We start from the raw sequence: 24,380 nt of genomic DNA, 5'->3' as shown, positions 1-24,380 counted from the left end.
GCTTCAGGGCCCTCCCCGCAGCGCCGTGGGCGCGGGAGGCTGACGCACCTCCTGGTAGCGGTCCGCCTCCAACGTCACCTCCTGCGGCTGCGCGCCATACCAGTGGATGACCGCCTTCACCGGTCCCGAGTGACGGCCCAGGCCGAAGTGCAGCCGGGGATCCGCCGACGCGGAGAACCCGCCCATCAGCCCCACCTCGCGCACCTGCTCCACGCGTTTGCCGTTGTCCTCGTAAGACACCACCACGCGCGAGCCCACCGCGCTGCGGTGCGTGCGCTGGCCGTCCCCCACCAGCGACAGGCCCACGAAGTGCGCGTCCGGCTTCGCTTCCGTGGCGCTGGCTCGCAGCGTGTTGCGGTACAGCGACACCGGCGCGTGCTGGTTGGTGATGAGCACGTCCAGGTCGCCGTCGTCATCCAGGTCCGCCATCAACACGCCGCGCGAGTTGTCCGGCGCTTCGATGCCCACGTCCTTCGCCACATCCACGAAGTGCCCCGGCCTCGCATCGCCCAGGTTGAGGTACACGCGGCGCGCTTCGTTCGGATAGAGCATGCGGCCCCGGATGTCGCCCCACTTGTCCGCGTACGTGTGCACCTCCGGGCCGGACTGCATCAACTTGTGGTTCACGTACCAGTAGTCGTTGCGCTGTCCCGCCGGGATGCGCCACTTCTCCGCGTCCAGACGCGCGTCCACCATGCCGTTGGCCTGCACCAGGTCCGGCCATCCGTCGTCGTCCAGGTCCCCCGCCGCCGCGCCCCAGCCGAAGCGGCGCTCGTTCAGCGCGCCCCGGAAGGTGGCCTCGTCCTTGAAGCGAGGGACGAAGGCGTCCTCGCCCGGCCCCACCATCCACAACAGGCTGCCCTCCGCCTGGAGCGAGTGGTGCACGTTGGACACGTACACATCCAACCAACCGTTGCGGTCGAAGTCCGCCACGCTCGCGTTCATGCCCTTGTACGTGTCGCGGCCAATCTCCCCGAAGCGGTTGCCCACGATGTGGCGGAAGTGCCGGCCACCCTCGTTCAGGTAGATGTCGTCCGGCCCGAAGTCGTTGGCCACGTAGAGGTCCGTCCACCCGTCCTGGTTCAGGTCCACCGTGCTCACCGCGAGCGACCAGTGCGTCTCCTTCAGGCCCAGCGCCTCCATGTCCTGCTTCTCGAACGTGCCGTCTCCTCGGCCCCGGTAGAGCGCGTTGCGCCCACCGTTGCTCGCGTTGTGCCAGCCGTCGTGCATGAAGCGCAGCATGCGGCGGTCACCCGCGTACTCGGGCTCGGGCAGCTTGAAGAGGTTGAGCGGCGGCGCGGGCTCCGGGTAGTCGGGCAGGTGCGTCGTCATCGCGTTGAGCACCAGCAGGTCCAGGTGCCCGTCGCGGTCGTAGTCCAGGAACGTGAGCCCCAGGCTCACCGCGTGGTCCGTCACGCCCGCGGATTCCGTCACGTCCTCGAAGCCCGCGGTGCCCGTCTCGCGCAGCGTGTTGCGCAGCAGGCGCACCGGCCCGAAGGCCACCGCCACCGCGAGGTCCTGGTCCCCGTCCCCATCCCAGTCCACGAACGTCCCGCCGCCCGCCAGGCCCTCCTCCTTGTAGCGGGTGGCGAAGCGCTCCAGCGCGGGCACGGGGACGCGTTCGAAGCGCAGCCCGCCCAGGTTGCGGTACAGGCCCGCGTGGTGCTCCGGCGTGCCCAGCGGGTGCGTGAGGAACAGGTCCAGCTTGCCGTCCCCGTCGAAGTCGCCGGTGGCCACCGCGTCGCCCACCGCGACCAGCCACTTGGCGACGTGGGCCACGCGCGGATCCAACTCCTCCAGCGTGTGACCCATCTGGGAGTCCAGGCCCGCTTGCTTGAGGTCCTGCGCGTTCAGGTGGAACGCGAGCGGCGCCTGACGCTCCCCCTGCGCCGCTGACACCGAGTAGCCCGTCGCCAGCACCGCCCCGAGTCCCCCCACCACGCCCACGCGCTTGAGCATGTCCGGAGCCAGGAGCCCGTGCAGCGCCGCGCCCCGGGTGCGCCACAGCTCGCGCGCGTGCATGAACACGAAGCGGGAGGTGGCCACGGTGAGCGCCGCGTAGAAGAACGTGTAGACGCTCTCCTTCAGGTGCAGCACCAGGTCCACGCAGGTGATGGCCAGCGCGACCAGCACCTGGGCCTTTGGCGTCGTGGGCGACGTCGCCGGGTCGGTGAGCATGTAGAAGACGAAGATGAAGAACGACGGCGCGCCCAGCGTGCCCAGGAACAGCACCTCCGGCGGCAGGTGGTGGCGGAGGATGAACGCTCGCAGCGCCGTCTGGAGCGCGTAGAAGGTCAGGAAGCTGATCACCAACCAGCCGCGGCCCACGCGGAAGAAGAACAGCACCATCGCCGCCATCACGATGAAGGCCGACAGCGCGACCTCCCCGTTGGCCCACTGGTAGGCGGGCGCGGCGGTGATGAGCTCGCGCGTGGTGAGCAGCGACACGGCCACCGCGAACATCGACGGGTTGAAGACGTGCCGCCCCTGGAAGGTCAGCACGTACTTGGAGCCGATGGCCAGCCACACCGGCAGCCACAAGAGCGTGCTCGCGTGCGAGTAGTTCAGGAGCAGCGCCAGCGAACAGCAGGAGATGTACGCGGAGAGCGGCAGCTCCTTGCGCCGCTTGAGCACCCAGCCCAGGACCGCGTCAAGCAGCGTGCCGGAGACGACCAGGAAGGCCATCTGCCCGGGGCTGCGGTTGAAGCCGAAGAAGGTGAAGCCCAGCACGCCGTAGAGCGTGAGCAGCGCCGCGAAGGGCAGCCTCGGGTCGTTCCAGCGGGGGAACACCCAACCGCCCCACTCCACACGCGTGCCCGCGAGGGCCGGCTGCGTCGGCATCTCCACACTCATGATTGACCGTCCCGGTGCACGCGCGGAGCGTGCCGTGCCCGTCTCCGGGTGTCCAATCCGCACGGGGCTTGCGTCCGGCGCCCATGCATGGAGTCCTGGCGCCCGATGTCCTCTTCCCTGCCTCGTCGCGCGGCGGTGCCTCGCGAGCTGCTCGTTCCCGCAACGCCCTCCGGACTGCTGCGCCTGGCGGCCGTGGAGTGGGCGGGGATGGCCCTGGGGTGGGCGGTCATGGCTTGGGCTCCTCCGGTGCTGGTGCCGTTGGCGGTGCTCGTCGTCGCGGGACGGCTGCATGCCCTGGGCGTCCTGCTTCATGACGCGGTCCACCTGCCTTCGCGAAGGCGGGAATGGCGACTGTGTCTGCTGGAGACCGTCGCGGGGTACCCCATTGCGTCCACGCTGGAGGCGATGCGCTACCACCACCTTCGCCATCATCGCGACGCGGGCCTGCCGTCGGATCCGTACCGCAAGCCTCCGGATGGAGGCCGGCTGCGCACGGCGTGGCGGTGGCTGCTGCTCCTGACTGTCATCCCCGGCTGGGTGCTGCGGGGACCGGTGGGGCTTTGCGCGTGGATGTTGCCTTCGCTGCGCACGGCATATGGGCGCGTGTTCCTGCAGGACCGCTCCGGACGGGTGCTCACGCGCGACGCGGAGGTGGCGGCGTGTGCTCGGGCGGAGGCGGGGCAGGTGCTGTTCCACCTGGGCGTGCTGGCGCTGGCGGTGCGGTGGCCTTCCGCGGTGCTGTGGGGGTATGCGGTGCCGTTGCTGGTGGCGTCTGGATTCAACGCGCACCGGTTGCTCGCGGAGCACACCGCCGCGCCCGTGCAAGGGCGGAAGCTGGAAGATGTGTTCGCGTGCACTCGCGACCATGGGCTCGGGTGGTGGGGAGGGTTGGGATTGGCGCCCCGGCACGTGGGGATGCACGTGGTGCATCACCTGCATCCGCAGGTGTCCTTCACGCATCTGCCCCGGCTTCGAGCGTGGTACGTCGAGCGGTTTCCCCACCACTATCCCCGGCCTCGTTCCTACTGATGCTCACTTCGTCGACGCGGGTGTTCCTGGTGGTGGCGTTGCTGGCGTGCGCGAGCGCGGCGGTGGTGTTCCGGCGCAGGCAGAACGCACAGGGCGGCCGAGGTGGACGCATCTCCGGACCCAAGATGGCGTGGCTGCTGTACGCGGTGTTCCTCTGGTTCCTGGTGTGCCCGCTGGTGGCGCTGGATGCGTCCGTGCCGATGGAGGCGCGCGTCGTGCTGGGGGCGTTCGCGGTGTCCATGTGGCTGCGCGGTGCCGCGGAGCTCTACATGCTCTACGTGTCGCGCAACTGGCGGCCGCCGTATGGCGTGGGCCATGACCTGGGGTGCATCGCGCTGGTGGGGGCGGGGCTCGTGTACACCGGGGAGAAGTGGGCCGGAGTGCTCGATGGGCGCGATGTGTGGTCGCTGGCGTTGGTGGGGTTGGTGCTGGTGAGCCTGCTGGTGGAGGTGGCATATGCGGCGCTGTTCCATCAGGCCGTGGAGGGACGCACCACCGGAGAGGATGGGGTGTGGTTCGCGGATGCCGAGCAGGCGCGGTTCCAGCGCATCAACCGGCTGACGCTGGCGCTCAACGTGCCACTGTATGGGGCGCTGGCGGTGTGGCTGATGATGGGAATGGGGTAGCTACACCACGGGCTGGCGCCAGGCCTTGGACAGGTGACCGGGGTGGGACTGGTTGAAGCGGTGGAGCAGTTCCTCCCGGCCGTGCTCCAGCAGGTACGTGAGCTCCCGGGGCATCAGCGTCTTCACGGTGACGAGCCGGACCTGTCCGTCCGGCATCGTGAAGTGACCCGGGAGTGCTGGGGTGTCCATGCCCAGGAGCACGCCGACGCGGCCGTCCTTGGTCAGGAGCGGTTCGGGCATGCGCTCTCCGTCCACTTCCATGGAGAGGATGCCGGTCCTGGCGGGTTCGCGCAGGTGTTCGTGGCCTACGAGCTCGTTGGCGATTCGTTCCAGCAGAAGCTGCTGCCAGCTCTTCGCCACGTTCTCCACGGGCTCGTCGGTTTCGAGCGCGAGCTCCAGGCCGAAGCCTACGGAGGGCGCCACGGCCTCCACGAAGAAGTCGGAGAGACCGTCCGTTACGAAGAGGGTGCGCCCTTCGGGCCTGTGAATGACTCGCCAGATCTGGCGCCTCGCGGGCCAGCCGCCTCCGACGACAATGGGGATGACGAAGCTGTCCTCCATGGTGCCCAGCGTGCGCCAGAACGCGGTGCGGGCCTTTTCGGTCCGGTCGTAGAGCACCTTGAGCTTGCGACTGTGTTCGCGCTGTTCAGGGCTGACTTCGCTGGGGCCTGTGACCTCTCTGAATGACATCCCCGTAGCGCCTGAACTCTCCAGGGCATCCTTGATGTCCTCGGAGACGAGGAGCACGACGTTCCAACCCCAGGGGCGGAAGACCTTGGCATCGCCCACTTTCGTCGGGTCGATGCGCAGGCCGTAGACGGCTCGATATGTCCCCGTCAATTCTGGTCGGTCATCCTCTGGCAGCCAGTACTTCACCTCGGCGGACTGTTGATCATCGATGCATCGAATGGTCCGTGTCGCGACGAGGATGAAGTAAGGCTCGGACTGTCCTTCGACCTCGACGGGAATGAGCTGTACGTCGTCCTGAGCCAGTTCCGCGAAGACATTCGCGACGCGCTTGTGGACAACAGGTGTCCCGCCCACACTCGACGTTGAGAAGTCTTGAACCACTCCCGGATGCCCGATGGGGATCGTCAGGCGCTCATGGACCTGGACCGGGCAGCCATCCGCGAACTGCCAGATGTCATCGATCTCATGCCCCTGGGCGTTCGTCGCTTCACCTGGAAGCCAGCGGCCGTGAATCTCCATGTCGTCGAGGAGTTTGAAGTACCTCATTGGGATTAGCCTTCCCGGTCGTCAGGGCTGCGTGACGAGCAAGTTGAGCCGACTGTTCTGCGTAGAGATCTCCGCTCCCAGCGACTCAAGCTCCTTCACAAGCTCCTTACCGCACGACTGAATGCTCCTGCATCTTCCCAGTGCCCGGCGCAAGCGTTCGTAGACTTCTTCATGGTACTTCTGAGGATGCGGTCCTTTATGTCCAGGAACACGGACTTTGTTTGCGGGATCATCCAAGGACATGCCCGCACGGTCGAAGAGGTCTTGGAACTTGGGCGACCAAGGTCCGCCATGATGCGTGGCTTCCCACCATTTATTCGTGGCGATGTGATGCTCGTGGACGTCGACGGGCGCGGGGACGTTCCGCCCCTTCGCGGACATCGCCACCGCGTTGGGCGCCAGCGCGAGGGTCACCTCGCCGCTCGCGGACACGGCAATCGCTGATACTTCCGCCGCTGCCACCAGCCGGAAGCCTCCCTGCTCCGCTCCCACCAGCGCGGCCTGCGCTGAACCGGGCAGCGTCGCGACCCTCGTCGCCAGCGTCTGCGCCGTGCTCCCCAGCGCCGCCATCGCCAGCATCACGAAGGCCCGTGCCGCCTGCTTTCCCATCACCTCGCCGTACTTCTCTCCCGCGTCCCGGATGCCGTCGAACGTCTCCGCCTCCCTCACCTCCGCCGCCAGCACCCTCCAGCCCTGGATGAGACTCCACACCGTGTCCCAGCCCAGGTACGCAATCAGCGCCACCGTCAGCGTCGCCGCTACGCCCTTCGACAGCAGCGGCTCCGGTACCAGCCACAGGCTGAAGTACACCGCTCCCGTCATCACCAGCAGGGACACCGTCGCCTCGGGGTCCACCATCCCCACCAAGGCTTCGGCCGTCTCCTCCCACACCGAGTCCAACGCAATGCGGAAGGCCAGCGTCCGCTTGCCCTCCTCATCCAGCGTCAGCCCTCCGTCCAACAGGTGCAGGCAATCTCCGGACAGCCGCTTGCGCACGCACCAGCGTCCGTAGGCGGCCTCCAGTTCAGTGCCCCCTTGCGACACGCGGACGCGGCCCTGCCTCGGGTCATCCACGGACACGACGCCCAGCGAGGCTCGCGGACGGTCCGATCCAGGATTCAACAGCCGGAGGGCTTCCCTCCTCGGATGCACCGACACCGACGCTCCACGCGCCAGCGTCCGCACTGCCTTCTCGAAGGTGTCGCCCTCCAGCGACACGGGCCTCGTGTCCGTGCGCGGCGTGTGCTCACGCGCCCGGCCTTCTCCCGTGTCCAACCGCCATGTCCGTGACGTCGCGCAGCCCGTCACGAACAGCATCCACATCACGCACAGCCAGCGCAGCGACATGGACTGCCTCCTGGCCTGAGCTACTACACCACAGGCTGGCGCCAGGCCTTGGACAGGTGGCCGGGGTTGGACTGGTTGAAGCGGTGGAGCAGTTCCTCCCGGCCGTGCTCCAGCAGGTACGTGAGCTCCCGGGGCATGAGTGTCTTCACGGTGACGAGCCGGACCTGTCCGTCCGGCATCGTGAAGTGACCCGGGAGTGCTGGGGTGTCCATGCCGAGGAGCACGCCGACGCGGCCGTCCTTCGTCAGGAGGGGTTCGGGCATGTGCTCTCCGTCCACTTCCATGGAGAGGATGCCGGTCCTGGCGGGTTCGCGCAGGTGTTCGTGGCCTACGAGTTCGTTGGCGATTCGTTCCAGCAGCGTCACGGGCCAGCCTGTCTGCGGCTCGTTGGTCTCGAGCGCGAGCTCCAGGCCGAAGCCTATAGAGGGCGCCACAGTCTCTACGAAGAAGTCGGAGAGGCCGTCCGTCACTAAGAGGGTGCGTCCTTCGGGCCGGTGGATGACTCGCCAGACCTGGCGCCTCGCGGGCCAGCCTCCTCCGACGACGATGGGGAGGATGGCGTTTTCGTCCAGCGTGCCCAGCGTGCGCCAGAACGCGGTGCGGGCCATTTCCGTTCGCTCGTAGAGGGCCTGGAGCTTGCGGTTGTGCTCACGCTGTTCCGGGCTGACTTCGCTCGGGCCTGTGACTTCCTTGAACGCAATTCCCGTGGCGCCGGTGCGCTCTAGGGCCTCCTTGATGTCCTCGGAGACAATGAGCGTGATGCTCCAGCCCCAGGGACGGAAGACCTTGGCATCGCCCACTTTCGTCGTGTCGATGCGCATACCCATGACGGACCTGTATCGCCCGGTCTTCTCCGGCCGCCCATCTTCAGGCAACCAATACAGCACCTCCGCCGACTCCTGGTCATCGATGCATCGGATGGTGCGAGTCGCAACGAGGATGAAGAAGGGCTCCGACTGTCCGTCGACATCGACCGGGATGAGCTGCACCTCATCAGGAGCCAACTCCGTGAACACACTTGCGACTCTCCGATGGACAATGGGCGCAGTTCCGACACTCGTCGTGGCGTAGTCGAGGATCTTCCCAGGATGACCAATGGGAATCCGTAGACGTTCGTTGATCTGGACCGGGCACCCCTTCCTGAACTGCCAGATGTCATCGACCTCCCGCCCCTTGGCATCCGTGGGCTCATCTGGCAACCAGCGGTCCCTCAACTCCATGTCGTCGTGAAGCTCGAAGTACCGCATCGGAATCCGTCTCCCTGTGAATCAGGGTTGGGTGACAAGAAGGTTGAGCCGGGTGTTCGGCTTGGAGATCTGCCTGCCCAGGGCTTGGAGTTCCCTCACCAGCGCTTCTTTGCATGTCAGGATGGTTCTGCAGTTTCCCAAGGCCTCACTCAACCTTGAGTGGACTGTCTCATGGTACTCGCGAGGATGCGGACCTTGATGGCCCTGGACACGAACCGTGTTCACTTCGTCGTCCAGTGACATGCCTGCGCGGTCGAAGAGTTTCTGGAACTTAGGTGACCAGGGACCACCGTTGTGCGTCGCCTCCCACCACTTGTTCGTGGCGATGTGATGTACCCGGACTTCGACCGGCACGGGGACGTTCCGCCCCTTCGCCGACATCGCCACCGCGTTGGGCGCCAGTGCGAGGGTCACCTCGCCGCTCGCGGACACCGCGATTGCTGAGACCTCCGCCGCGGCCACCAGCCGGAAGCCTCCCTGCTCCGCGCCCACCAGCGCCGCCTGCGCTGAGCCCGGCAGCGTCGCGACCCGCGTCGCCAGCGTCTGCGCCGTACTCCCCAGCGCCGCCATCGCCAGCATCACGAAGGCCCTTGCCGCCTGCTTTCCCATCACCTCGCCGTACTTCTCCCCCGCGTCCCGGATGCCGTCGAACGTCTCTGCTTCCCGCACCTCCGCCGCCAGCACCCTCCAGCCCTGGATGAGACTCCACACCGTGTCCCAGCCCAGGTATGCAATCAGCGCCACCGTCAGCGTCGCCGCCACGCCCTTCGACAGCAGCGGCTCCGGTACCAGCCACAGGCTGAAGTACACCGCTCCCGTCATCACCAGCAGGGACACCGTCGCCTCGGGGTCCACCATCCCCACCAAGGCTTCGGCCGTCTCCTCCCACACCGAGTCCAACGCAATACGGAAGGCCAGCGTCCGCTTGCCCTCCTCATCCAGCGTCAGCCCTCCGTCCAACAGGTGCAGGCAGTCTCCGGACAGCCGCTTGCGCACGCACCAGCGTCCGTAGGCGGCCTCCAGCTCCGTGCCCCCTTGCGACACGCGGACGCGGCCCTGCCTCGGGTCATCCACGGACACGACGCCCAGCGAGGCTCGCGGGCGGTCCGCTCCGGGATTCAACAGCCGGAGTGCTTCCCTCCTCGGATGCACGGACGCCGGCGCTCCAGGCGCCAGCGTCCGCACTGTCTCCTCGAAGATGTCGCCGTCCAGCGTCACGGGTCGCGTGTCCGTGCGCGGCGTGTGCTCACGCGCCCGGCCTTCTCCCGTGTCCAACCGCCATGTCCGTGACGTCGTGCAGCCCGTCACGAACAACACCCACAGCACGCACCACCCGCGCGCTGGCATGTTCGTTTCCGCTCAGCCCCGCAGCGCCACTCCCAGCTCCGCGTCTCCGTGCTTCAGCCAGGTCCTTGCCGCGGACTCCTGCCAGAAACGGCGGAGGATCTTGTCCGTCCCGCTTCCGGACGCCACCCGGTTCAACTGCAACGCGACGATCTGGTTCTGCACCAACTCCGCCACCCGCGTCACTCCGGAGCGCAGCCCGTACTCCTGCACCCTCCGGATGAGATCCGCGGCCTCCGGCGACGCCGGCCGGAACGTTCGCAGGTCCGCTTCGATCTTGATGGCCTGCCCCGCCACTTCATCCGTCGCGGCGCGCAGGTCCTCCACGAAGCGCTGCATCTCCTCCAGCCGGATGTAGCCCTCCAGCGCGAAGCTCACGATGGATTCCGCCCGGTCCACGTCGATTCGATACATCGAGGCCCCCTTCGTGAGACTGCGTCAAACCTTCTCCCCCATCACGCGTCCACGTGCCAACGTCCGGAGGGATGAGTCCCCTATTCAGGACTCCACTCCCACTTGCTCCAGAAGGAGGGCCAGCCCTCGCGCCGCCGCTGCATGCCGCACCTGCCGCCGGTCTCCTTCGAACCGGTGACGCTCCACCACCGCGGCCCTCCCGCGCCGCTGTACCGCGATGAACACCAGCCCCACCGGCTTCGCCTCCGTCCCTCCCCCGGGCCCCGCGATGCCCGTCTCCGCCACCGCCCAGTCCGCCCACGAACGCTCCAGCGCCCCCGCCGCCATCGCGCCCACCGCCTCCGCGCTCACCGAGCCGTGCGCCTGCAACAACGCCAGCGGCACCCCCAGCTGCTCTCCCTTCGACTCGTTCGAATACGGCACGAACCCTCGCTCCACCACAGCCGATGCCCCCGGCACCTCCGTCAGCGCCGCCGTCATCAGCCCTCCCGTACACGCCTCCGCCAATGCCAGCCGCACCCCGGCCTCACGGCACCTCGCGATGACCTTCGGCGCCAACGCATCCAGGTCGCTCACGCGCCCTCCCCTGGCACCGCCGCCAGCACCGACACCAGCACGTCGCCCCGGAAGGTGATGCCCACCGTGCCCTCCTCCACGCACAGCCCCACCGCCGGGTGCACGTCCGCCGGACACACCGCCTCCAGCCCGCCCCTCGGCGCAAAGCCTGCTCGCTGCAACCGCTCCCACCAGGCCAGGGCCGGCTCGTGGCGCTCACACCGCTCCGATTCGTTCACCGTGCCCACGATGTCATCCACCTCCCGGCCGAAGAATCGCTTGATGGCGCGACGCTCCGCGCTCGGTATCTCCAACGTATCCAGCAACTGGAACACGCGGGAGAAGTGATTCCACGCGTTCTTCAATCGCTCACGCGCCGGTGCACGGTGGTGATCCACGTGGGGCTCGCACATCACCACGCCTACCGGGCCCAGCGACGCCAGCCTCGCCAGCACCGCGTCGCGCGCCTCCATGCCCGACGCCTCCTTCTCCGCTACGTGATGCAGCGCGAACGCCGCGTTCACCACCAGCGGCCGGCGCACGGCTCGCAACGCCGCCCACGTCGCCATGTCCAGGTCCTCCACCGGCGACTCCAGCTTCACGAACTCGAGCGACAGCCCCACCTCGTCCGCCACCGCCAGCACCGCGTCGCGCGCCTCCACCAGGCTCGTGCCGCTGGGGTCCACTCCCACCACTGTCAGGTGCCGGGGCAGTGCTCCTGTCCTCGCCAGCGCCCGCAGCAGGTTGCACTCCTGCCTCCCCTGCCCGATGCCCACGTCCAGCAGCGTCGGCTCCGCGTGCCCTCGCAGGAAGTCCGCGAGCAGCGCGTTCGCCACCGCGTCCGCCGCCGACGCCAGCGGCAGGTGTTTCATCAACCGCCGGAACAACTCAATCTGTGGCGCGCCTCCGTCCACCTCCGACGCCCGGTACGGATGCAGCGCGCCCGTCGCGCCCTCCAACCGGCGCGACAATGCCGTGGCGAACACGGCGTAGTTCTCGTCCTCGGGAATGCGCTCCGCGTCCAACAACCGATAGAGCGCGGCCAGCGCCTCGACCGCCTCTATCGTTCGCGCTGACAACGCATGGTCCATCGCCCGGAGCAGCAGTTCGTCCTTCGGCGTCCGCATGCGCCCTCCCCGCGGAACCCTGGCCGTGGCTTCCGCTCGACATGAAAAAGTGTAACGACCGCCCATGTCGCGGCTCCAGGGGGCGGCACCTCGGGACAGAGGGCCGTGCGCGTTCGCACAGCGCGCCGCCCTGGGGGACGGAGTGGCGCGGCGCGGGGGGAATGGCGGGGGGTTCGAGCGGCCCGGCGACTCCTGGCACGGCATCCAATAGACTTCGCGTGAAAGGCACCGCAGGGATTCGCCTCCCGGTCCGTATGCCCTGCGTGAACCGACTTCCGCCACGGGCCGGGGAAGTCATGGGCGCCTTGAGCCGAATCCATGAACGCAGGCAGTGTCCTCGCCGGGCCGGAGCACTCCGACGCCAGCGCGGGTGTCACTTTTGTAGGGGTCCGGTGTTGAAGCGCCCGCCCATGTTCCTCCCCCGTGCCGCCCCCCTGGCGCTGACGCTCGTGCTCCTGTCCGCATCGACCGCCCTCGCGCAGGGCGTGCCCTCCTCCACCAGCGAGCCTCGCGCCGTGGAGGTGGACGTCCACGCCACCGACGCCGGCCAGGCCCTCTCCGCCGAGGACGCCCTCCGCCTGGGCTTCTCTCCGGACGCGGGTGACACGGCGCTCGTGCCGCCCAGCCTCACCGCCGACGCTCCCGCCGCATGGCCGGAAGGACTGGAGGGCACGCCGGGCGAGGTGGAGCTGGAGCTGCTGGTGGACGTGGAAGGCCACGTCGCGGAAGCGAAGGTGGTGCGCGCCGCCGCCGAGCCTCGCCTCACCGACGCGGCGCTCGCCGCGGCCCCGGGCCTGCGCTTCACCCCGGCCACACTGGCTGGCACTCCCGTGGCCGTGCGCCTGCCCTTCGTCTACCGCTTCACGCCGCCCGTGCAGGTCCCCGCCTCCACCACACGCGTCACCGGCGAGGTGCGCGCACGCGGCACGCGTCGCCCGCTACAGGACGCGGCCCTCTTCCTGGACGGCGCGATCCAGCCCGCCACCACCACGGACGCTCGGGGTCTCTTCACGGTGGACGTATCGCCGGGCTCGCACACGCTGGAGGTCCGCGCTCCTGGCCATGCGACGACGGTGTTCACGGAGACGCTGACGCAAGGACAGACGCTCCAGGTCGTCTACCGCCTCCAGCCTCGCGAGGTGAACCCCTACGAGACCGTCGTGCGCGACGAGCGTCCACGCACGGAGGTCACCCGCATCAGCCTGCACGAACAGGAGATCCGCGAGGTGCCCGGCACGATGGGCGACCCGTTCCGCGTGGTGATGCTGATGCCGGGCGTGGGCAGCCTCGCGTCAGGCATCAGCTACCCGGTGGTGCGCGGCAGCCAGCCCGCCGCCACGGGCTTCTTCCTGGACGGCGTGCGCATCCCGATGCTGTACCACCTGCTGCTCGGGCCCGCGGTGGTGCACCCGGACTTCATCGACACCGTGGACTTCTATCCGGGCACGCCGCCGGTACAGTACGGCCGCGTGCTGGGCGGCGCGGTGGAGGGCCGCCTCAGCCGCCCTCGCGAGGACCGGCTGCACTTCACCGCGTACGCGGACCTGCTCAACGCGGGCGGCTTCATCGAACAGCCCTTCGAGTCCACCGGCACCAGCGTCAGCCTGGCGGGCCGCTTCAGCTACTCCGCGCTGCTCATCTCGCTGGCGGCCAATGCCTTGCAGAACTCGGAAGCGGAGCGACTGCGCGCGGGCTTCTGGGACTACCAGGCGCGCGTCGAGCAGAAGGTGGGCAAAGGCCGCCTGCGCCTGTTCGCGCTGGGCAGCTCCGACGACGTGGGCATCTCGCCGGAGCTGCGGGCCGAAGCGGAAGGAGCCGGCGTCGTGTCGCGCTTCCACCGCATCGACCTGCGCGGCACGCATCCGGTGGCGGACGGCGAGGGCGAGGTCGGCATCACGCTGGGCTGGGACGGCCTGGGCCTCACCGGTGAGCGGACGCGCGACACCGGTGGCGACCTCTTCCGCGAGAAGGTGGGCGAGTACGGGCTGCGCCAGGCGAGCATCGCCGCGCGCGCGGGGTGGCGCCGCACGCTGACGTCCTCGCTGGACCTGGCCGTGGGCGCGGACGTGGAGCACCGCCGCTCCGCCACCACGCTCATCGGCACCGCGCGGCCTCCGGGCTGGCGGCCCTCCGACGACGCGGATCCGCTCAAGCGGCCCAGCGCGCTGGCCACCTTCTCCGGCGCGTATGCGTCCGTCACGTGGAAGCCCTCGGAAGACTGGGTGGTGACGCCGGGCCTGCGCGTGGATGCGTACCACCTGGTGCCGGGTATGACCTTCACCGCGGTGGAGCCGCGCCTGTCCGTACGCCGCACACTGACGGACACCCTCACGCTCAAGGGCGGCGCGGGCCTGTTCCACCAGCCGCCCACCGTGCTCGTGCACGTGCCCGCGGTCGACACCGCGAGCCTGCGCTACGGCCTCCAGTCCGGCGCGCAGTTCGACGTGGGCGCGGAGTGGAAGGCCTTCGAGGGGCTGGAGCTGAGCGCGGACGCGTACTTCAACCCGCTCTCCCGCGCGGTGGAGTTCGACCTGGTGGACGTGGCGGAGAACCGCCGCCGCCGGGGCGGCCTGGGCGAGGACCCCGCCACCACCGGCTACGCCTACGGCTTCGACCTGATGGCGCGCCATCCGCTGGGCCGCCACTGGTTCGGCTGGGTGTCCTACAGCTTCCTGCAGAGCAAGCGGAAGGCGCGCTTCGCCCGCATCGGCGACGACAACCGCGTGCTGGAGACGGTGGAGGGCACGCTGCCCTTCGCCTTCGAGCAGGCGCACACCTTCAACGCCGCGCTCAGCTACAAGTTCGGCAACAACTGGACCGTGGGCACGGTGGTGCACTTCAACACCGGCCGTCCGGAGACGGGGCAGCTCACCTCCCAGACGCAGCGCTGGGTGACGAACGGCGACGGCTCGACGGAATGGGTGCGGCAGGACTTGGACCGCACGCAGCGCCTGTCGCCGTTCTTCCGCGTGGACGCGCGCATCGCGAAGTCGTGGGCCTACCAGGACTTCACCCTGGATGCGTCACTCGACGTGCTCAACCTCTCCGCACAGCAGGAGGTGGTGGCCTACGAGTACCGCTCCGAAGGCGGCGACTACGAGGGCTCCCCCCACAAGGACGTCCGCCCCGTGCGGGTCCCCATGCGCATCCCCGTCATCCTCCCCCTCTTCGGGCTCAAGGCGACCTACTGACATGCGACGCGCACTCGTCACTTCCCTGGGACTGCTGGCCTTCACCACCGCTGGCTGCGACCGCTATCCCGAGGACCCCATCTTCGCGTACGGCCGCGCGCTCCACCGCGACGGCACGCCGCGCTCCGGCGAGACGCTGAGCCTGGAGCGGCTGGAGGACGACGTCTTCACGCCGCTCACCACCGCCACGACGGAGGCCTCGGGCGACTTCACCCTGGAGATGCTGTCCGGGGACGCCGTGCGCGAGGAGGACTACTACAGGCGCTCGAACCGCCTGCGGCTGGCGCTGCCGCTGGACGCGGACGGCAGCGGCACCTTCCTCTCGTTCACCATGCAGGACGACGTGGAGCTGCCCACGCTGAAGCCGTGGGATGCGCGCCCGATCGTGGGCAGCAGCGACCAGGGCCCCACCGTGGCCTTCCCGCCCGCGCCCCCGGCACCTCCCGTGCCGGAGACCGGCGACACGCTGGAGCTGCTCGCCGACGACGGTTCGACGATTCCCCTGCTGCCCACCGCCCCGGAGCCCCTGCTGTGGGTCACGTCCGGCGGCGAGCTGCTCTGGCGGCAGAAGGGCACGGAGTCCCCATGGACGCCGAGCCCGTACGTGCTGGAGGACTTCGCCGCGCCCCAGGTGCGGCTGCGCGCCGCCAGCATGGGCTCGTGGTTGTTCTCTCCGCTGGGCGGTGAGTCCAGCTCCGTCTATTTCCGGCAGGAATGGCGCACCGGCGCCGAACCGCTGCCCGCAGGGACGCTGCGCCCCATCAGTCGCGGCGCGACGTGCGAGCCGTCCTTTCCGGATGTCTGTCCATGGACGGATGGCCTGCTCACCCCGGTGGACTTCTGGGAGAAGGAGACCGACCCCCGCTTCCACAACGTCGTCATCACCCTGCCCCAGCCGGCCCTGCCGCGCCGCGCGGTGGTGCGCGGGCTGTATTACCTGCAAGGCAGGGGCGGTAAGGATTGGCTCGTCCTGGAGGGCAGTGTTGACGGCGAACAGTGGCAATCCCTGGCGCGCGTCGTACTGCGGGACATGAGCCCGCTGGAGCAGTCCCTGCGCGATGCGACGTTCGGCCTCTACACCGAGCCCGCCGAGGGGGCATCTCCCTATGGGGACGGGATGCTCCGCCTGGGCGTCCAGGAGCCGGTCTTCCAGGACGTGCCCCTCACCCCCACCGGGCCCGTGCGCTTCGTGCGGCTCTCCGTGGAATCCCTGATGTACGACGGTACGGCCCCACCCGCTGAGTTCTATTCCCTCTCCGAACTGTCCATCTTTGAATAGTCATTACAAATGACCATCCAACCCCCGGAAGTTGCTTGTCTGGGCGCAGCCCGGGAGTCCTGCCCAATCAAATAAATCAAGAAATAATGGGCGAACCGTTCTTCTCCTGTGGCACCGCTCATTCGTGCCCGAGGAGGGCCCTGATGATTGCGCTGACCTGGACGTATGGGCAGCTCCTCAAGGGATTGACGGAGCGGGTGCGCCGGGTGCTGCTGGTGCAGGTGCTCATCCTGGCGCCGAGCTTCGGGGTGCTGGAGCTGGACCCATGGGGTCCTTCGCACCGAGGACTTTCCCTGACACGTCTGGCGCTATGGGGCTGCGCCGTGGGGCTGTTGTGGGCCCTGCACCGGTATGCCTTCGGGCGCTCGCGGGTGGCGTCATGGCAGCGCGTGCTGTGGGTGACGGCGCTGTGCTGGCTGGGGCAGTGGCTGGGCGGCTTCGTCGCGCTGGAGGCACTGCCGCGCTCGCTCCAGCAGTGGTCCGATGCGCGATGGATCCACGTGGGCTTCACCGTGCTGTTCTTCTGGGCGGCGACCGCGCTGCTCTACCGGCTGGCCGCGCCCATGCCGGAGCCTGAGGCCGTTCCCGCCGCGCCCACGGGCCCCCAAGCCCCGTCCGGCAAGAAGCGCTTCACGCGCGCGGAGCGTCCAGCGGGAGCCTGAGCCTCGCGCGGCAGCCTCGGCCGTCCGTGCGGTTCTCCAGGCGCAGGCTGCCTCCGTGCGCTTCGGCGATCTGCCGGCTGAGCGCCAGGCCGATGCCACTGCCCTGGGGCTTGGTGGTGAAGAAGGGCACGAAGAGGTTCGCGGTGTCCGAGAGGCCGGGGCCCTCATCCTCCACCCAGACCTCCACCGCGCCCGGCGAGTGCACCGCCCAGGAAACCCAGACACCGCCCACGCCCTCTTCCGACAGGACCGCGTCCACGGCGTTGCGCACCAGGTTGATGAGCAGTTGCTCCAGCTGGTCTCCATCTCCGGACACGGTGAGGACGGGGCCCGGACGCACGGCGACGGGGCGGCGCGGCTCCAGGGCCACCACTCGCCGCACCCAGGGCTCCACTTCGACGGGGCCCAGCGTGGGTGGAGGCAGGCGCGCGAGCCGCGCGTGGGCGGACATGAAGCGGGACAGCGCCTCCGCTCGGCGGGCGATGATGCCCAGGCCGTGACGGGTGTCCTCCTCCCAGTCCGCGGGCCGCGGGACCTGGGCGACGGTGTCTCGGAGGGCATCCGCGATGGATTGGATGGGGGTGAGGGAGTTGTTGATCTCGTGGCTGAGCACGCGGACCAGCCGGCGCCAGGCTTCGCGTTCTTCCTCGCGCAATGCCAGACGCAGGTCGGTGAGCACGACGAGTTGGTGGGGTTGGCCGCCTTCGCGGAAGGTGCCTCGCCACAGTTCGTAGGGGCCGCCGTCCTGCTGCGCGAAGACGCGCGTGAGGCGGCGGGGGGCGGGGCCTTCCAGCAGGTCGCTCCAGCCGAGTGCTTCGGCGCGCTGGCCCAACAACTGCGCGCGCGGCAGACCCACGAGCCGGGCGCCCGCGCGGTTCACCAGCTTGAGGGTGCCGGAGGCGTCGAAGGCGAGCACCGCGACGTCGATGGCCTCCATGATCTGGCCCAGCAGCGCGCCGGCCTCCATCGCGCCCAGGCGCTGTTCGCGCAGGGTGTCGCCCAGGGCGTTGACCTCCAGGAGCACCTCACCGAGTGGATCGCCCGCGCGTCCGCCCCTGCCGCGCACGGAGTAGTCCCCTTCGCGCAGGGCGGCCAACAGGCCCGCGACGGTGTGCAGGGGGCGCACGACGCGCTCGCGGAGCGCCAGACAGGATCCAGCGTGGATGCCCACCACGAGGACGGACAGCGTCCAGCGCACCTTGGCGGTGAAGTCCCCCGTCCAGAGGAGCGCGAACGTCACGAGGACCGCGGGCAGCCCCGCGAGGACCGCGAGCCACATCACTCGCAGGTCGTACGGCACGCGTGCCGTGGGTTCGTGCGCATCCTGCGCGTGCTTCGTGATGCGCGGGTCGTGCGGCGCCGGAACCTGCCGCACCTCCTCGTGCGTCGTAGCGCTCGGGCCTTGCGGCTCCGGGGAACCGCGTTTCACCTTGCGCCCTTGATGCCGTAGTACTGGAGCCGCCGGTAGAGCGCGCTGCGCGACAGGCCCAGCGCCTTCGCTGCTTCGCTCACGTTGCCGTCATGCCGGCCGAGGGCGCGCTCGATGAGGTAGCGCTCCACCTCCTCCAGCGTCATCTCCTCCAGGCGCGTGCTCCCTCCCCCCGGCGGGCCCATCCGCTTGAGCAGCAGGTCCTCCGCCTCCACGCGGTCCCCCACCGCCATCAGCAGCGCGCGCTCCACCGCGTGCTCCAGTTCGCGCACGTTGCCCGGCCACGGATACGCGATGAGCGCTTCCAGTGCTCCCGGTGCCAGGTGGATGTTGGGACGGCCGTAGCGCTGTCCCTGCGCCGCCAGGAAGTGCGTCGCGAGCAACGGGATGTCCTCGCGCCGCTCCCGCAGCGGCGGCAGCTGCACCTCCACCGTGTTGAGCCGGTAGAGCAGGTCCTCGCGGAAGCGGCCCTCCGCCGCCGCCCGGCCCAGGTCCACGTTCGTCGCGCTCACCACTCGCACGTCCACGCGCCGCGTCCGTGACGAGCCCACCGGGTGCAACTCCCCCGTCTGGAGCACCCGCAGCAACTTCGCCTGCTGCGTGAGCGGCATGTTCCCAATCTCATCCAGGAAGAGCGTGCCGCCGTCCGCCAGTTCGAAGCAGCCGATGCGGTCCGCCTTCGCATCCGTGAAGGCTCCCTTCACGTGACCGAAGAGCTCGCTCTCGAAGACGCCCTCGGACAGGCCGCCGGAGTTCACCGCGACGAAGGGCCGGTCCGCGCGCGTGCTCGCCGCGTGGAGGAGCCGCGCCACCACCTCCTTGCCCGTGCCGTGCTCCCCTGTCACCAGCACCGGCGCGGACGACGGCGCCACCCGCTCGATGAGCCTGCGCACCGGCAGCATCGCCCGCGACTCGCCTACCAACGGTGAGCGTCCGCCCTGCTCGCGGCGCAGGTGCTGGTTCTCCTCCTCCAGCCGCCGGCCGCGCTTCAACGCCCGGGACAGCTCCAGCTGCGTGCGCAGCGTGGCCAGCAGGCGCGTGTTGTCCCAGGGCTTCTGCACGTAGTCGCGCGCGCCCAGGCGCATCGCCTCCACCGCGCCCTCCACGCTGCCCCACGCCGTCATCACCACCACGGGCAGCAGCGCGTCCCTCACGCGCAGCTCGCCCAGCAGGTCCAGGCCCTCGCGCCCGGACGTGGTGTCGCGTGCGTAGTTGAGGTCCATCAACACCAGCTCAACGTCCTCCGCGTCCAGCGTGGCCTTCACGCCCGCGGGGGACTGCGCGCTCACCACCGTGTAGCCGTCGCGCTTGAGCAACAGCCGCAACGCCTCCAGCACGTCCGGCTGGTCGTCGGCCACGAGGATGCGGGTGGTACGCGGAGAGGCAGCGGTGGGTTCGGACACGGAGGACGCCACGGTGATGAACTGTGCCAGAAAGGAGGGAGGTCAGTCGGCCCGGAGCGCGATGATGGGGTCCACGCGCGTCGCCCGTCGAGCAGGCAGCCACGACGCCCCCAGCGCCACCCCCGTCAGCAGCAGCGCGACCCCGCCGAACGTCCACGGGTCGTCCACCGACACGCCATACAGCAGCGACCCCAACAGCCGCGCCAGTCCCAAGGACAGGCACAGCCCCACCGCCACGCCCGTGAGCGACAGCCGCAGGCCCTGGGCCAGCACCAGCCGCAGCACGTCGCCTCGCGCCGCGCCCAATGCCATGCGGATGCCCAGCTCCCGCGTGCGCTGCGTCACCGAGAAGGCGATGACGCCCGACAGCCCCAGCGCCGCGAGCAGCAGCGCGACGCCCGCGAACAGGCCCATCACCAGCGCGGACAACCGCCGGGGGCCCGTGGACTGGTCCATCCGCCGCGTGAGAGAGGACACGTCGAACAGCGGCAGGTCCGCGTCCACCGCGCGCACCTCCGCCTCCACCTGGGCGCGCAAGGCCTCCGGGTCCCCGGACTTCACGCGCACCGCCAGGCCCATGTACACGGACGGCAGCTGCGACAGCGAGTAGTACGCCGCCGGGCGCGCCGGCACGTCCAGGCCCCACTCGCGCAGGTCGTCCACGACGCCCACCACCGTGGTCCACTGCATGTCCTGGCCGTGCAACTTCAACCGCTGCCCCAGCGCGTCGCCCTTCGGCCAGAAGAGGTCCGCGAAGGAGCGGTTGATGACCACCGCCCAGGGCGCGTCCGGCCCATCCGAGTCCTCCAGCAACCGCCCCTGCCGCAGGTGGACGCGCAACGCGTGCAGGTAGCCGGGGGTGAGGGCGCGGAACTCCACCGCCTTCCACAGCTCGCCCGGCTGACGCGGACGCCCGTCGATGTCGAAGCTGTTGTCCATGGCGCCCCCCAGCGGGAGCACGTTCGTCAGCCCCGCGGACTCCACGCCCGGCAGCGCCTGGAGCCGGGGCAACAGGGCCTGCAGGAAGGCCGCCTGCTTCGGCCGGTCCGGGTACTGCACCTTCGGCAGCGCGAGCGCCCCGGTGAGCACGCCTTCGGACTCGAAGCCCGCGTCCACGCGCTGGAGCGCGAGGAAGCTCTTCACGAACAGGCCCGCGCCCACCAGCAACACCAGCGCGAGCGACACCTGCGCCACCACCAGCGCGGCGCGCAGCCGGCTCGTGCGGTGGCTACCTGTTGCGCGTGCGCCTTCACGCATCGCCGCGTGCAGGTCCACGCGGCTGGCCTGGAGCGCGGGCACCAGCCCGAAGAGCACGCCCGTGAGCACCGACACCGCCAACGTGAAGAGCACGGAGGCCACGTCCAGCTTCACGCCATGGGCCCGGGGCAGGCCCTCGCCCACCGTGGCCACCAGCGCATCCGTGCCCCAGAGCGCCAGCAGCAGCCCCACCGCGCCCGCCACCAGCGACAGCACCAGGCTCTCCGTGAGGAATTGCGCCACCAGCCGCATCCGGCCCGCGCCCAGCGCCGCGCGGATGGACACCTCGCGGCCTCGCGACACCGCCCTCGCGAGCAGCAGGTTGGCCACGCTGGAGCACGCCACCAGCAGCACGAAGCCCACCGCGCCCCAGAGCAGCCACAGCGTCTCGCGGACCCCGCCCACCACGTGGTCCTCCAGCGACTTCACGCTCATGGACCACCCCGCCTGCTTGTACTGGTCCACCAGGTCCGCCGAGCGCGCATTGCCCATGCGCACCAGGTCCGCTCGCGCCGCGTCCAGCGTCACGCCTGGCTTGAGCCGCGCCATCACGCTCAGGAAGCGGTTGCCGCGCCGGGACTCCTCCTGCTGCTGCGGCGTGGGCGCGAAGGGCAACACGACCTCCGTGTCCTCCGGGTAGACGCCACCCGGGGGCAGCACCCCCACCACCGTGTGCGGCACGCCGTCCAATCGCAGCTCACGACCCAGCACCTCCGGGTCCCTCGCGAAGTGCGTGCGCCACGCGGCGTCCGTGAGCACGACGACCTTGTCCTGACCCGGCGTCTCCTCTTCTTGCGTGAAGCCCCGGCCGAGCACCGGCGAGACGCCCAGCGTGGGCAGGAACGACGCCGTGGCGATGACGACGCGCAGGCGCCGGGGCGACTCCGCACCGGTGAGCGTCATGTCGTCGGGCCGGAAGGCCGACAGCGACGTGAAGGCCTTCGTGTGCGTATTCAGGTCTCGATACTCGGGGATGGAGTTCGACACCTCTTTGAGGCCGAAGGCGTCGAAGTTCGGGGCCAGCAACACCAGCCGCTCCGGCTGGGTGAACGGCGGCGGAGTGAGCAGCACGCCCTTCACCACGCTGAACACGGCGCTGTTCGCGCCGATGCCCAGGGCCAGCGTCAGCACCGCCACCGCCACGAAGCCGGGGGCGTTCTTCAGGGAGCGCCACGCGTAGCGCAAGTCACCGAGCAGGTGTTCCATGGCCGTGTCCCGCTTCAGCGAAGCTGCTCGTCCTGCACCACGCGGCCGTCGAACAGGCTCACCGTGCGCGTGGCGATGCGCGCGTGCGCCGGGTCGTGCGTCACCATGCAGATGGTGGAGCCCGCCTTGTGCAGGTCGGACAACAGCTGCATCACCGCCTCGCCGTTCTTCGAGTCCAGGTTACCGGTGGGCTCGTCCGCCAGGAGGATGAGGGGGTCTCCCGCCACGGCGCGCGCCACCGCCACGCGCTGCTGCTGACCGCCGGACAGCTGCCCCGGCAGGTGCCGCGCCCGGTGCGCCATGCCCACGCGCTCCAGGGCCCGCTCCACGCGCTGCTTGCGGTCCTGCGCGGGCAGTCCCCGGTAGGTGAGCGGCAGCTCCACGTTCTCGAAGACGGTCAGGTCGCCGATGAGGTTGAAGCTCTGGAAGATGAAGCCGATGTGCTGGTTGCGCACCTTCGCCCGGTCCGTGGGCGACAGCTCCAGCACGCTCCGGCCATCCAGCAGGTAGCTGCCGCGTGTGGCGGTGTCGAGCAGCCCCAGCACCGCGAGCAGCGTGGACTTGCCGGAGCCAGACGGGCCGACAATGGCCACCCATTCGTTCTGACGGATGGTGAGCTGGATGTTGGAGAGGGCGTGCGTCTCCACCTCCTCCGTCTCGAACACCTTGGTGAGCCCATCGAGTTGGAGCAGCGCTTTGCCCGGCACCGCGCCCGGGGCCACGGACTTCGCATCGCGGTCGTTCGTCATCGTCGTCATCATCGCAGCCTCACGCGCTCCACCGCATCCCACGCGGTCATGTCCGACAGCACCACCTGATCGCCTTCTGAAAGTCCCTGCACGACCTCCACCGCGTTCACCGAGCCGCGGCCCAGCTTCACGGGGATGCGCACCGCCTCGTCGCCTCCGGGCAGCAGCCGGAAGAGCGCCAGCGTGCTCTCCGACTGGGCTCCCGCCGGACGGCCCACGGACAGCACGTCGTCCAGCCGCTCCAGCTCCACGGTGCCCTCCACGGTGAGGTCCGGACGGGCGCCTTTGGGCAGCGCGTCCGGCAGCGACACCTCCACGCGCACCGTGCCCTGGCTGGCCGCGGGGGCCACGCGCGCCACGGTGCCCTCCACCACGCCGTTGCGCGTGTCCACCTGCGCCTTCAGGCCCGGGAGGATGTCGCGCGCCTGCGTCTCCGCGATTCTCAGCTCCGCCTTGAGCCGCTCCGGCTTCACCACCTTGGCCAGGAGCACGCCGGGCGTCACCCACTGGCCCAGTTCCAGCGGCAGCTCCTGGAGCACGCCGTCCTCGCCCGCGAGCACCTTCATGGACTCCACCTGCTGACGGCGGAAGCGCGCCACGGCCTTCAGCCGCTCCACCTGCTCCTGCTGTGAAGCCAGACGCTGGCGCAGGCTCTGGGACATGACGTCCAGGCGCTGGCGCTCCAACTCCAGACGCTGGCCCGCCTCCTGCGCCTTCTCCTGCGCCTGGCGCGTCTCCAGGTCTCCGACGAAGGCCTTCTGGAAGAGCGTCGCGTTGGCCTGGGCGCGGCGGGTGGCGTCAGCGGACTCGGCGGTGAGGGCGGCCACGGCGGCCTGCTGGGACAGCCGCTGCGTCTGGAGCAGCTCGCGCAGCTCCAGGTAGTCGCCCTCGGCGCTCGCGAGCTGGCGTTCGGCCTCCAGGGCCTGGAGCTGCACGTCCGGGTTGGACAGCTCCATGAGGAGCGTGCCCGCGGTGACGGTGGCGCCGGGCTTCACGTGGATGCGCTCCACGCGGCCGGCGGTGTCGGCGGTGAGCCAGCGGATGGATTCAGGCACCAGCGAGCCGGTGCCCTTCACCTGGCGCACCAGCGGGCCGCGCTTCACCGTGTCCAGCCACACCGAGGCCTTGTCCACGGTGGGCGCGGCGGGGCGCAGCCGGGACAGCCCCACCGTCACCGCCACGAGCGCGGCGAGCCCCAGGGCGGCCAGGAGGTAGGGTTTGCGGCGGGGTGCTCGGGCCTTCGGGATGTCCACGCCCCGGGCCATAGCGAGCCGTGTGCCAGGGCTTCGAGCCGGGCCAAGTGCCCGGAAACACGAGGGTGGCGCAAGGGAGGCCGGCGGCGTTGACCGCTTGCGCGAAGGGCGCGTCCCAGGAACGGACACCGCGAAGAAGTGTGCTGAGGGTGAATAGAAACAGCGTCAGGCCG

Annotated in this window: 18 protein-coding genes; 5 read left to right on the top strand and 13 right to left on the bottom strand. The window is 69.7% G+C overall.

All coding sequences use genetic code 11. The features are described 5' to 3' along the window. Window positions 1-3 precede the first annotated feature (3 nt). Complete coding sequence (locus tag GTZ93_RS00650; RefSeq protein ID WP_257979390.1) at window positions 4-2,841, bottom strand: FG-GAP-like repeat-containing protein; 2,838 nt, start codon at window positions 2,839-2,841, stop codon at window positions 4-6. A 117-nt stretch (window positions 2,842-2,958) separates the two neighbouring features. On the opposite strand from GTZ93_RS00650, the gene GTZ93_RS00645 reads away from it, so the two are divergent. Both GTZ93_RS00645 and GTZ93_RS00640 read left to right on the top strand, forming a co-directional pair. Next, window positions 2,959-3,882, top strand: coding sequence for a fatty acid desaturase family protein (locus GTZ93_RS00645; protein ID WP_161662598.1), 924 nt, complete (start codon window positions 2,959-2,961; stop codon window positions 3,880-3,882). Then, window positions 3,882-4,508, top strand: a complete 627-nt coding sequence (locus GTZ93_RS00640; protein ID WP_121781177.1) for a hypothetical protein — start codon at window positions 3,882-3,884, stop codon at window positions 4,506-4,508. The genes GTZ93_RS00645 and GTZ93_RS00640 overlap by 1 nt, the downstream gene beginning before the upstream one ends. On the opposite strand, the gene GTZ93_RS00635 is transcribed toward GTZ93_RS00640, so the two are convergent. From GTZ93_RS00635 to GTZ93_RS00605, 7 genes are all read right to left on the bottom strand, one after another. Further along, window positions 4,509-5,744: an imm11 family protein gene (locus GTZ93_RS00635; protein WP_139923107.1), complete on the bottom strand. Its 1,236-nt coding sequence runs from the start codon at window positions 5,742-5,744 to the stop codon at window positions 4,509-4,511. Between the two features lie 21 nt (window positions 5,745-5,765). Then, a complete protein-coding gene (locus GTZ93_RS00630; protein WP_139923109.1) occupies window positions 5,766-7,091 on the bottom strand; it encodes an AHH domain-containing protein in 1,326 nt (441 codons plus the stop codon). Between the two features lie 23 nt (window positions 7,092-7,114). Further along, entirely contained in the window at window positions 7,115-8,338 is a 1,224-nt protein-coding gene (locus GTZ93_RS00625; RefSeq protein WP_139923111.1) for an imm11 family protein, read from the bottom strand. A 21-nt stretch (window positions 8,339-8,359) separates the two neighbouring features. Beyond that, complete coding sequence (locus GTZ93_RS00620) at window positions 8,360-9,685, bottom strand: AHH domain-containing protein (protein WP_139923113.1); 1,326 nt, start codon at window positions 9,683-9,685, stop codon at window positions 8,360-8,362. Between the two features lie 12 nt (window positions 9,686-9,697). Further along, window positions 9,698-10,096, bottom strand: coding sequence for an STAS/SEC14 domain-containing protein (locus GTZ93_RS00615; RefSeq protein ID WP_120566935.1), 399 nt, complete (start codon window positions 10,094-10,096; stop codon window positions 9,698-9,700). Between the two features lie 84 nt (window positions 10,097-10,180). Then, window positions 10,181-10,672, bottom strand: a complete 492-nt coding sequence (locus GTZ93_RS00610) for a CinA family protein (RefSeq protein ID WP_121781181.1) — start codon at window positions 10,670-10,672, stop codon at window positions 10,181-10,183. After that, on the bottom strand, window positions 10,669-11,778 hold the full coding sequence (locus GTZ93_RS00605) for a GRAS family protein (RefSeq protein WP_139924229.1): 1,110 nt from the start codon (window positions 11,776-11,778) through the stop codon (window positions 10,669-10,671). The genes GTZ93_RS00610 and GTZ93_RS00605 overlap by 4 nt, the downstream gene beginning before the upstream one ends. 410 nt (window positions 11,779-12,188) lie before the next feature. Here GTZ93_RS00605 and GTZ93_RS00600 point away from each other — a divergent pair, with 410 nt between their 5' ends. The 3 genes from GTZ93_RS00600 (at window position 12,189) to GTZ93_RS00590 (ending at window position 16,910) form a co-directional block, all read left to right on the top strand. Continuing rightward, window positions 12,189-14,969: a TonB-dependent receptor domain-containing protein gene (locus tag GTZ93_RS00600; RefSeq protein WP_139920297.1), complete on the top strand. Its 2,781-nt coding sequence runs from the start codon at window positions 12,189-12,191 to the stop codon at window positions 14,967-14,969. A 1-nt stretch (window position 14,970) separates the two neighbouring features. Further along, complete coding sequence (locus GTZ93_RS00595) at window positions 14,971-16,248, top strand: hypothetical protein (protein WP_139920298.1); 1,278 nt, start codon at window positions 14,971-14,973, stop codon at window positions 16,246-16,248. 143 nt (window positions 16,249-16,391) lie between these two features. Beyond that, complete coding sequence (locus tag GTZ93_RS00590) at window positions 16,392-16,910, top strand: hypothetical protein (protein WP_139920300.1); 519 nt, start codon at window positions 16,392-16,394, stop codon at window positions 16,908-16,910. Here the strand turns inward: GTZ93_RS00590 and GTZ93_RS00585 are convergent. From GTZ93_RS00585 to GTZ93_RS00565, 5 genes are all read right to left on the bottom strand, one after another. Further along, the gene (locus GTZ93_RS00585; RefSeq protein WP_139920315.1) at window positions 16,879-18,189 is read right to left on the bottom strand and encodes a sensor histidine kinase; all 1,311 of its coding nucleotides are present in this window, start codon (window positions 18,187-18,189) and stop codon (window positions 16,879-16,881) included. The two genes, GTZ93_RS00590 and GTZ93_RS00585, sit on opposite strands and share 32 nt — an antisense overlap. 146 nt (window positions 18,190-18,335) lie before the next feature. Next, window positions 18,336-19,742, bottom strand: a complete 1,407-nt coding sequence (locus tag GTZ93_RS00580; protein WP_257979345.1) for a sigma-54-dependent transcriptional regulator — start codon at window positions 19,740-19,742, stop codon at window positions 18,336-18,338. A gap of 42 nt (window positions 19,743-19,784) precedes the next feature. Further along, window positions 19,785-22,205, bottom strand: a complete 2,421-nt coding sequence (locus tag GTZ93_RS00575; protein ID WP_139920304.1) for an ABC transporter permease — start codon at window positions 22,203-22,205, stop codon at window positions 19,785-19,787. Between the two features lie 14 nt (window positions 22,206-22,219). After that, entirely contained in the window at window positions 22,220-22,963 is a 744-nt protein-coding gene (locus tag GTZ93_RS00570) for an ABC transporter ATP-binding protein (RefSeq protein ID WP_390624853.1), read from the bottom strand. Further along, the gene (locus GTZ93_RS00565) at window positions 22,963-24,207 is read right to left on the bottom strand and encodes an HlyD family secretion protein (RefSeq protein ID WP_139920307.1); all 1,245 of its coding nucleotides are present in this window, start codon (window positions 24,205-24,207) and stop codon (window positions 22,963-22,965) included. Before GTZ93_RS00565 ends, GTZ93_RS00570 begins: the two co-directional genes overlap by 1 nt. Between the last annotated feature and the right edge of the window lie 173 nt (window positions 24,208-24,380).

Source organism: Corallococcus exiguus, assembly GCF_009909105.1.
In the GTDB taxonomy this organism is placed as follows: domain Bacteria; phylum Myxococcota; class Myxococcia; order Myxococcales; family Myxococcaceae; genus Corallococcus; species Corallococcus exiguus.
The sequence above is the reverse complement of the archived record's forward strand: the minus strand, read 5'-3'. Positions and strand labels throughout refer to the sequence as shown.

What these genes read in the sequence shown, in the direction of transcription:
- GTZ93_RS00650 (WP_257979390.1), bottom strand. Translation starts at nt 2,841, where the DNA reads ATGCCGACGCAGCCGGCCCTCGCGGGCACGCGTGTGGAGTGGGGCGGT.
- GTZ93_RS00645 (WP_161662598.1), top strand. Translation starts at nt 2,959, where the DNA reads ATGTCCTCTTCCCTGCCTCGTCGCGCGGCGGTGCCTCGCGAGCTGCTC.
- GTZ93_RS00640 (WP_121781177.1), top strand. Translation starts at nt 3,882, where the DNA reads ATGCTCACTTCGTCGACGCGGGTGTTCCTGGTGGTGGCGTTGCTGGCG.
- GTZ93_RS00635 (WP_139923107.1), bottom strand. Translation starts at nt 5,744, where the DNA reads ATGAGGTACTTCAAACTCCTCGACGACATGGAGATTCACGGCCGCTGG.
- GTZ93_RS00630 (WP_139923109.1), bottom strand. Translation starts at nt 7,091, where the DNA reads ATGTCGCTGCGCTGGCTGTGCGTGATGTGGATGCTGTTCGTGACGGGC.
- GTZ93_RS00625 (WP_139923111.1), bottom strand. Translation starts at nt 8,338, where the DNA reads ATGCGGTACTTCGAGCTTCACGACGACATGGAGTTGAGGGACCGCTGG.
- GTZ93_RS00620 (WP_139923113.1), bottom strand. Translation starts at nt 9,685, where the DNA reads ATGCCAGCGCGCGGGTGGTGCGTGCTGTGGGTGTTGTTCGTGACGGGC.
- GTZ93_RS00615 (WP_120566935.1), bottom strand. Translation starts at nt 10,096, where the DNA reads ATGTATCGAATCGACGTGGACCGGGCGGAATCCATCGTGAGCTTCGCG.
- GTZ93_RS00605 (WP_139924229.1), bottom strand. Translation starts at nt 11,778, where the DNA reads ATGCGGACGCCGAAGGACGAACTGCTGCTCCGGGCGATGGACCATGCG.
- GTZ93_RS00600 (WP_139920297.1), top strand. Translation starts at nt 12,189, where the DNA reads ATGTTCCTCCCCCGTGCCGCCCCCCTGGCGCTGACGCTCGTGCTCCTG.
- GTZ93_RS00595 (WP_139920298.1), top strand. Translation starts at nt 14,971, where the DNA reads ATGCGACGCGCACTCGTCACTTCCCTGGGACTGCTGGCCTTCACCACC.
- GTZ93_RS00590 (WP_139920300.1), top strand. Translation starts at nt 16,392, where the DNA reads ATGATTGCGCTGACCTGGACGTATGGGCAGCTCCTCAAGGGATTGACG.
- GTZ93_RS00585 (WP_139920315.1), bottom strand. Translation starts at nt 18,189, where the DNA reads ATGTGGCTCGCGGTCCTCGCGGGGCTGCCCGCGGTCCTCGTGACGTTC.
- GTZ93_RS00575 (WP_139920304.1), bottom strand. Translation starts at nt 22,205, where the DNA reads ATGGAACACCTGCTCGGTGACTTGCGCTACGCGTGGCGCTCCCTGAAG.
- GTZ93_RS00570 (WP_390624853.1), bottom strand. Translation starts at nt 22,963, where the DNA reads ATGACGACGATGACGAACGACCGCGATGCGAAGTCCGTGGCCCCGGGC.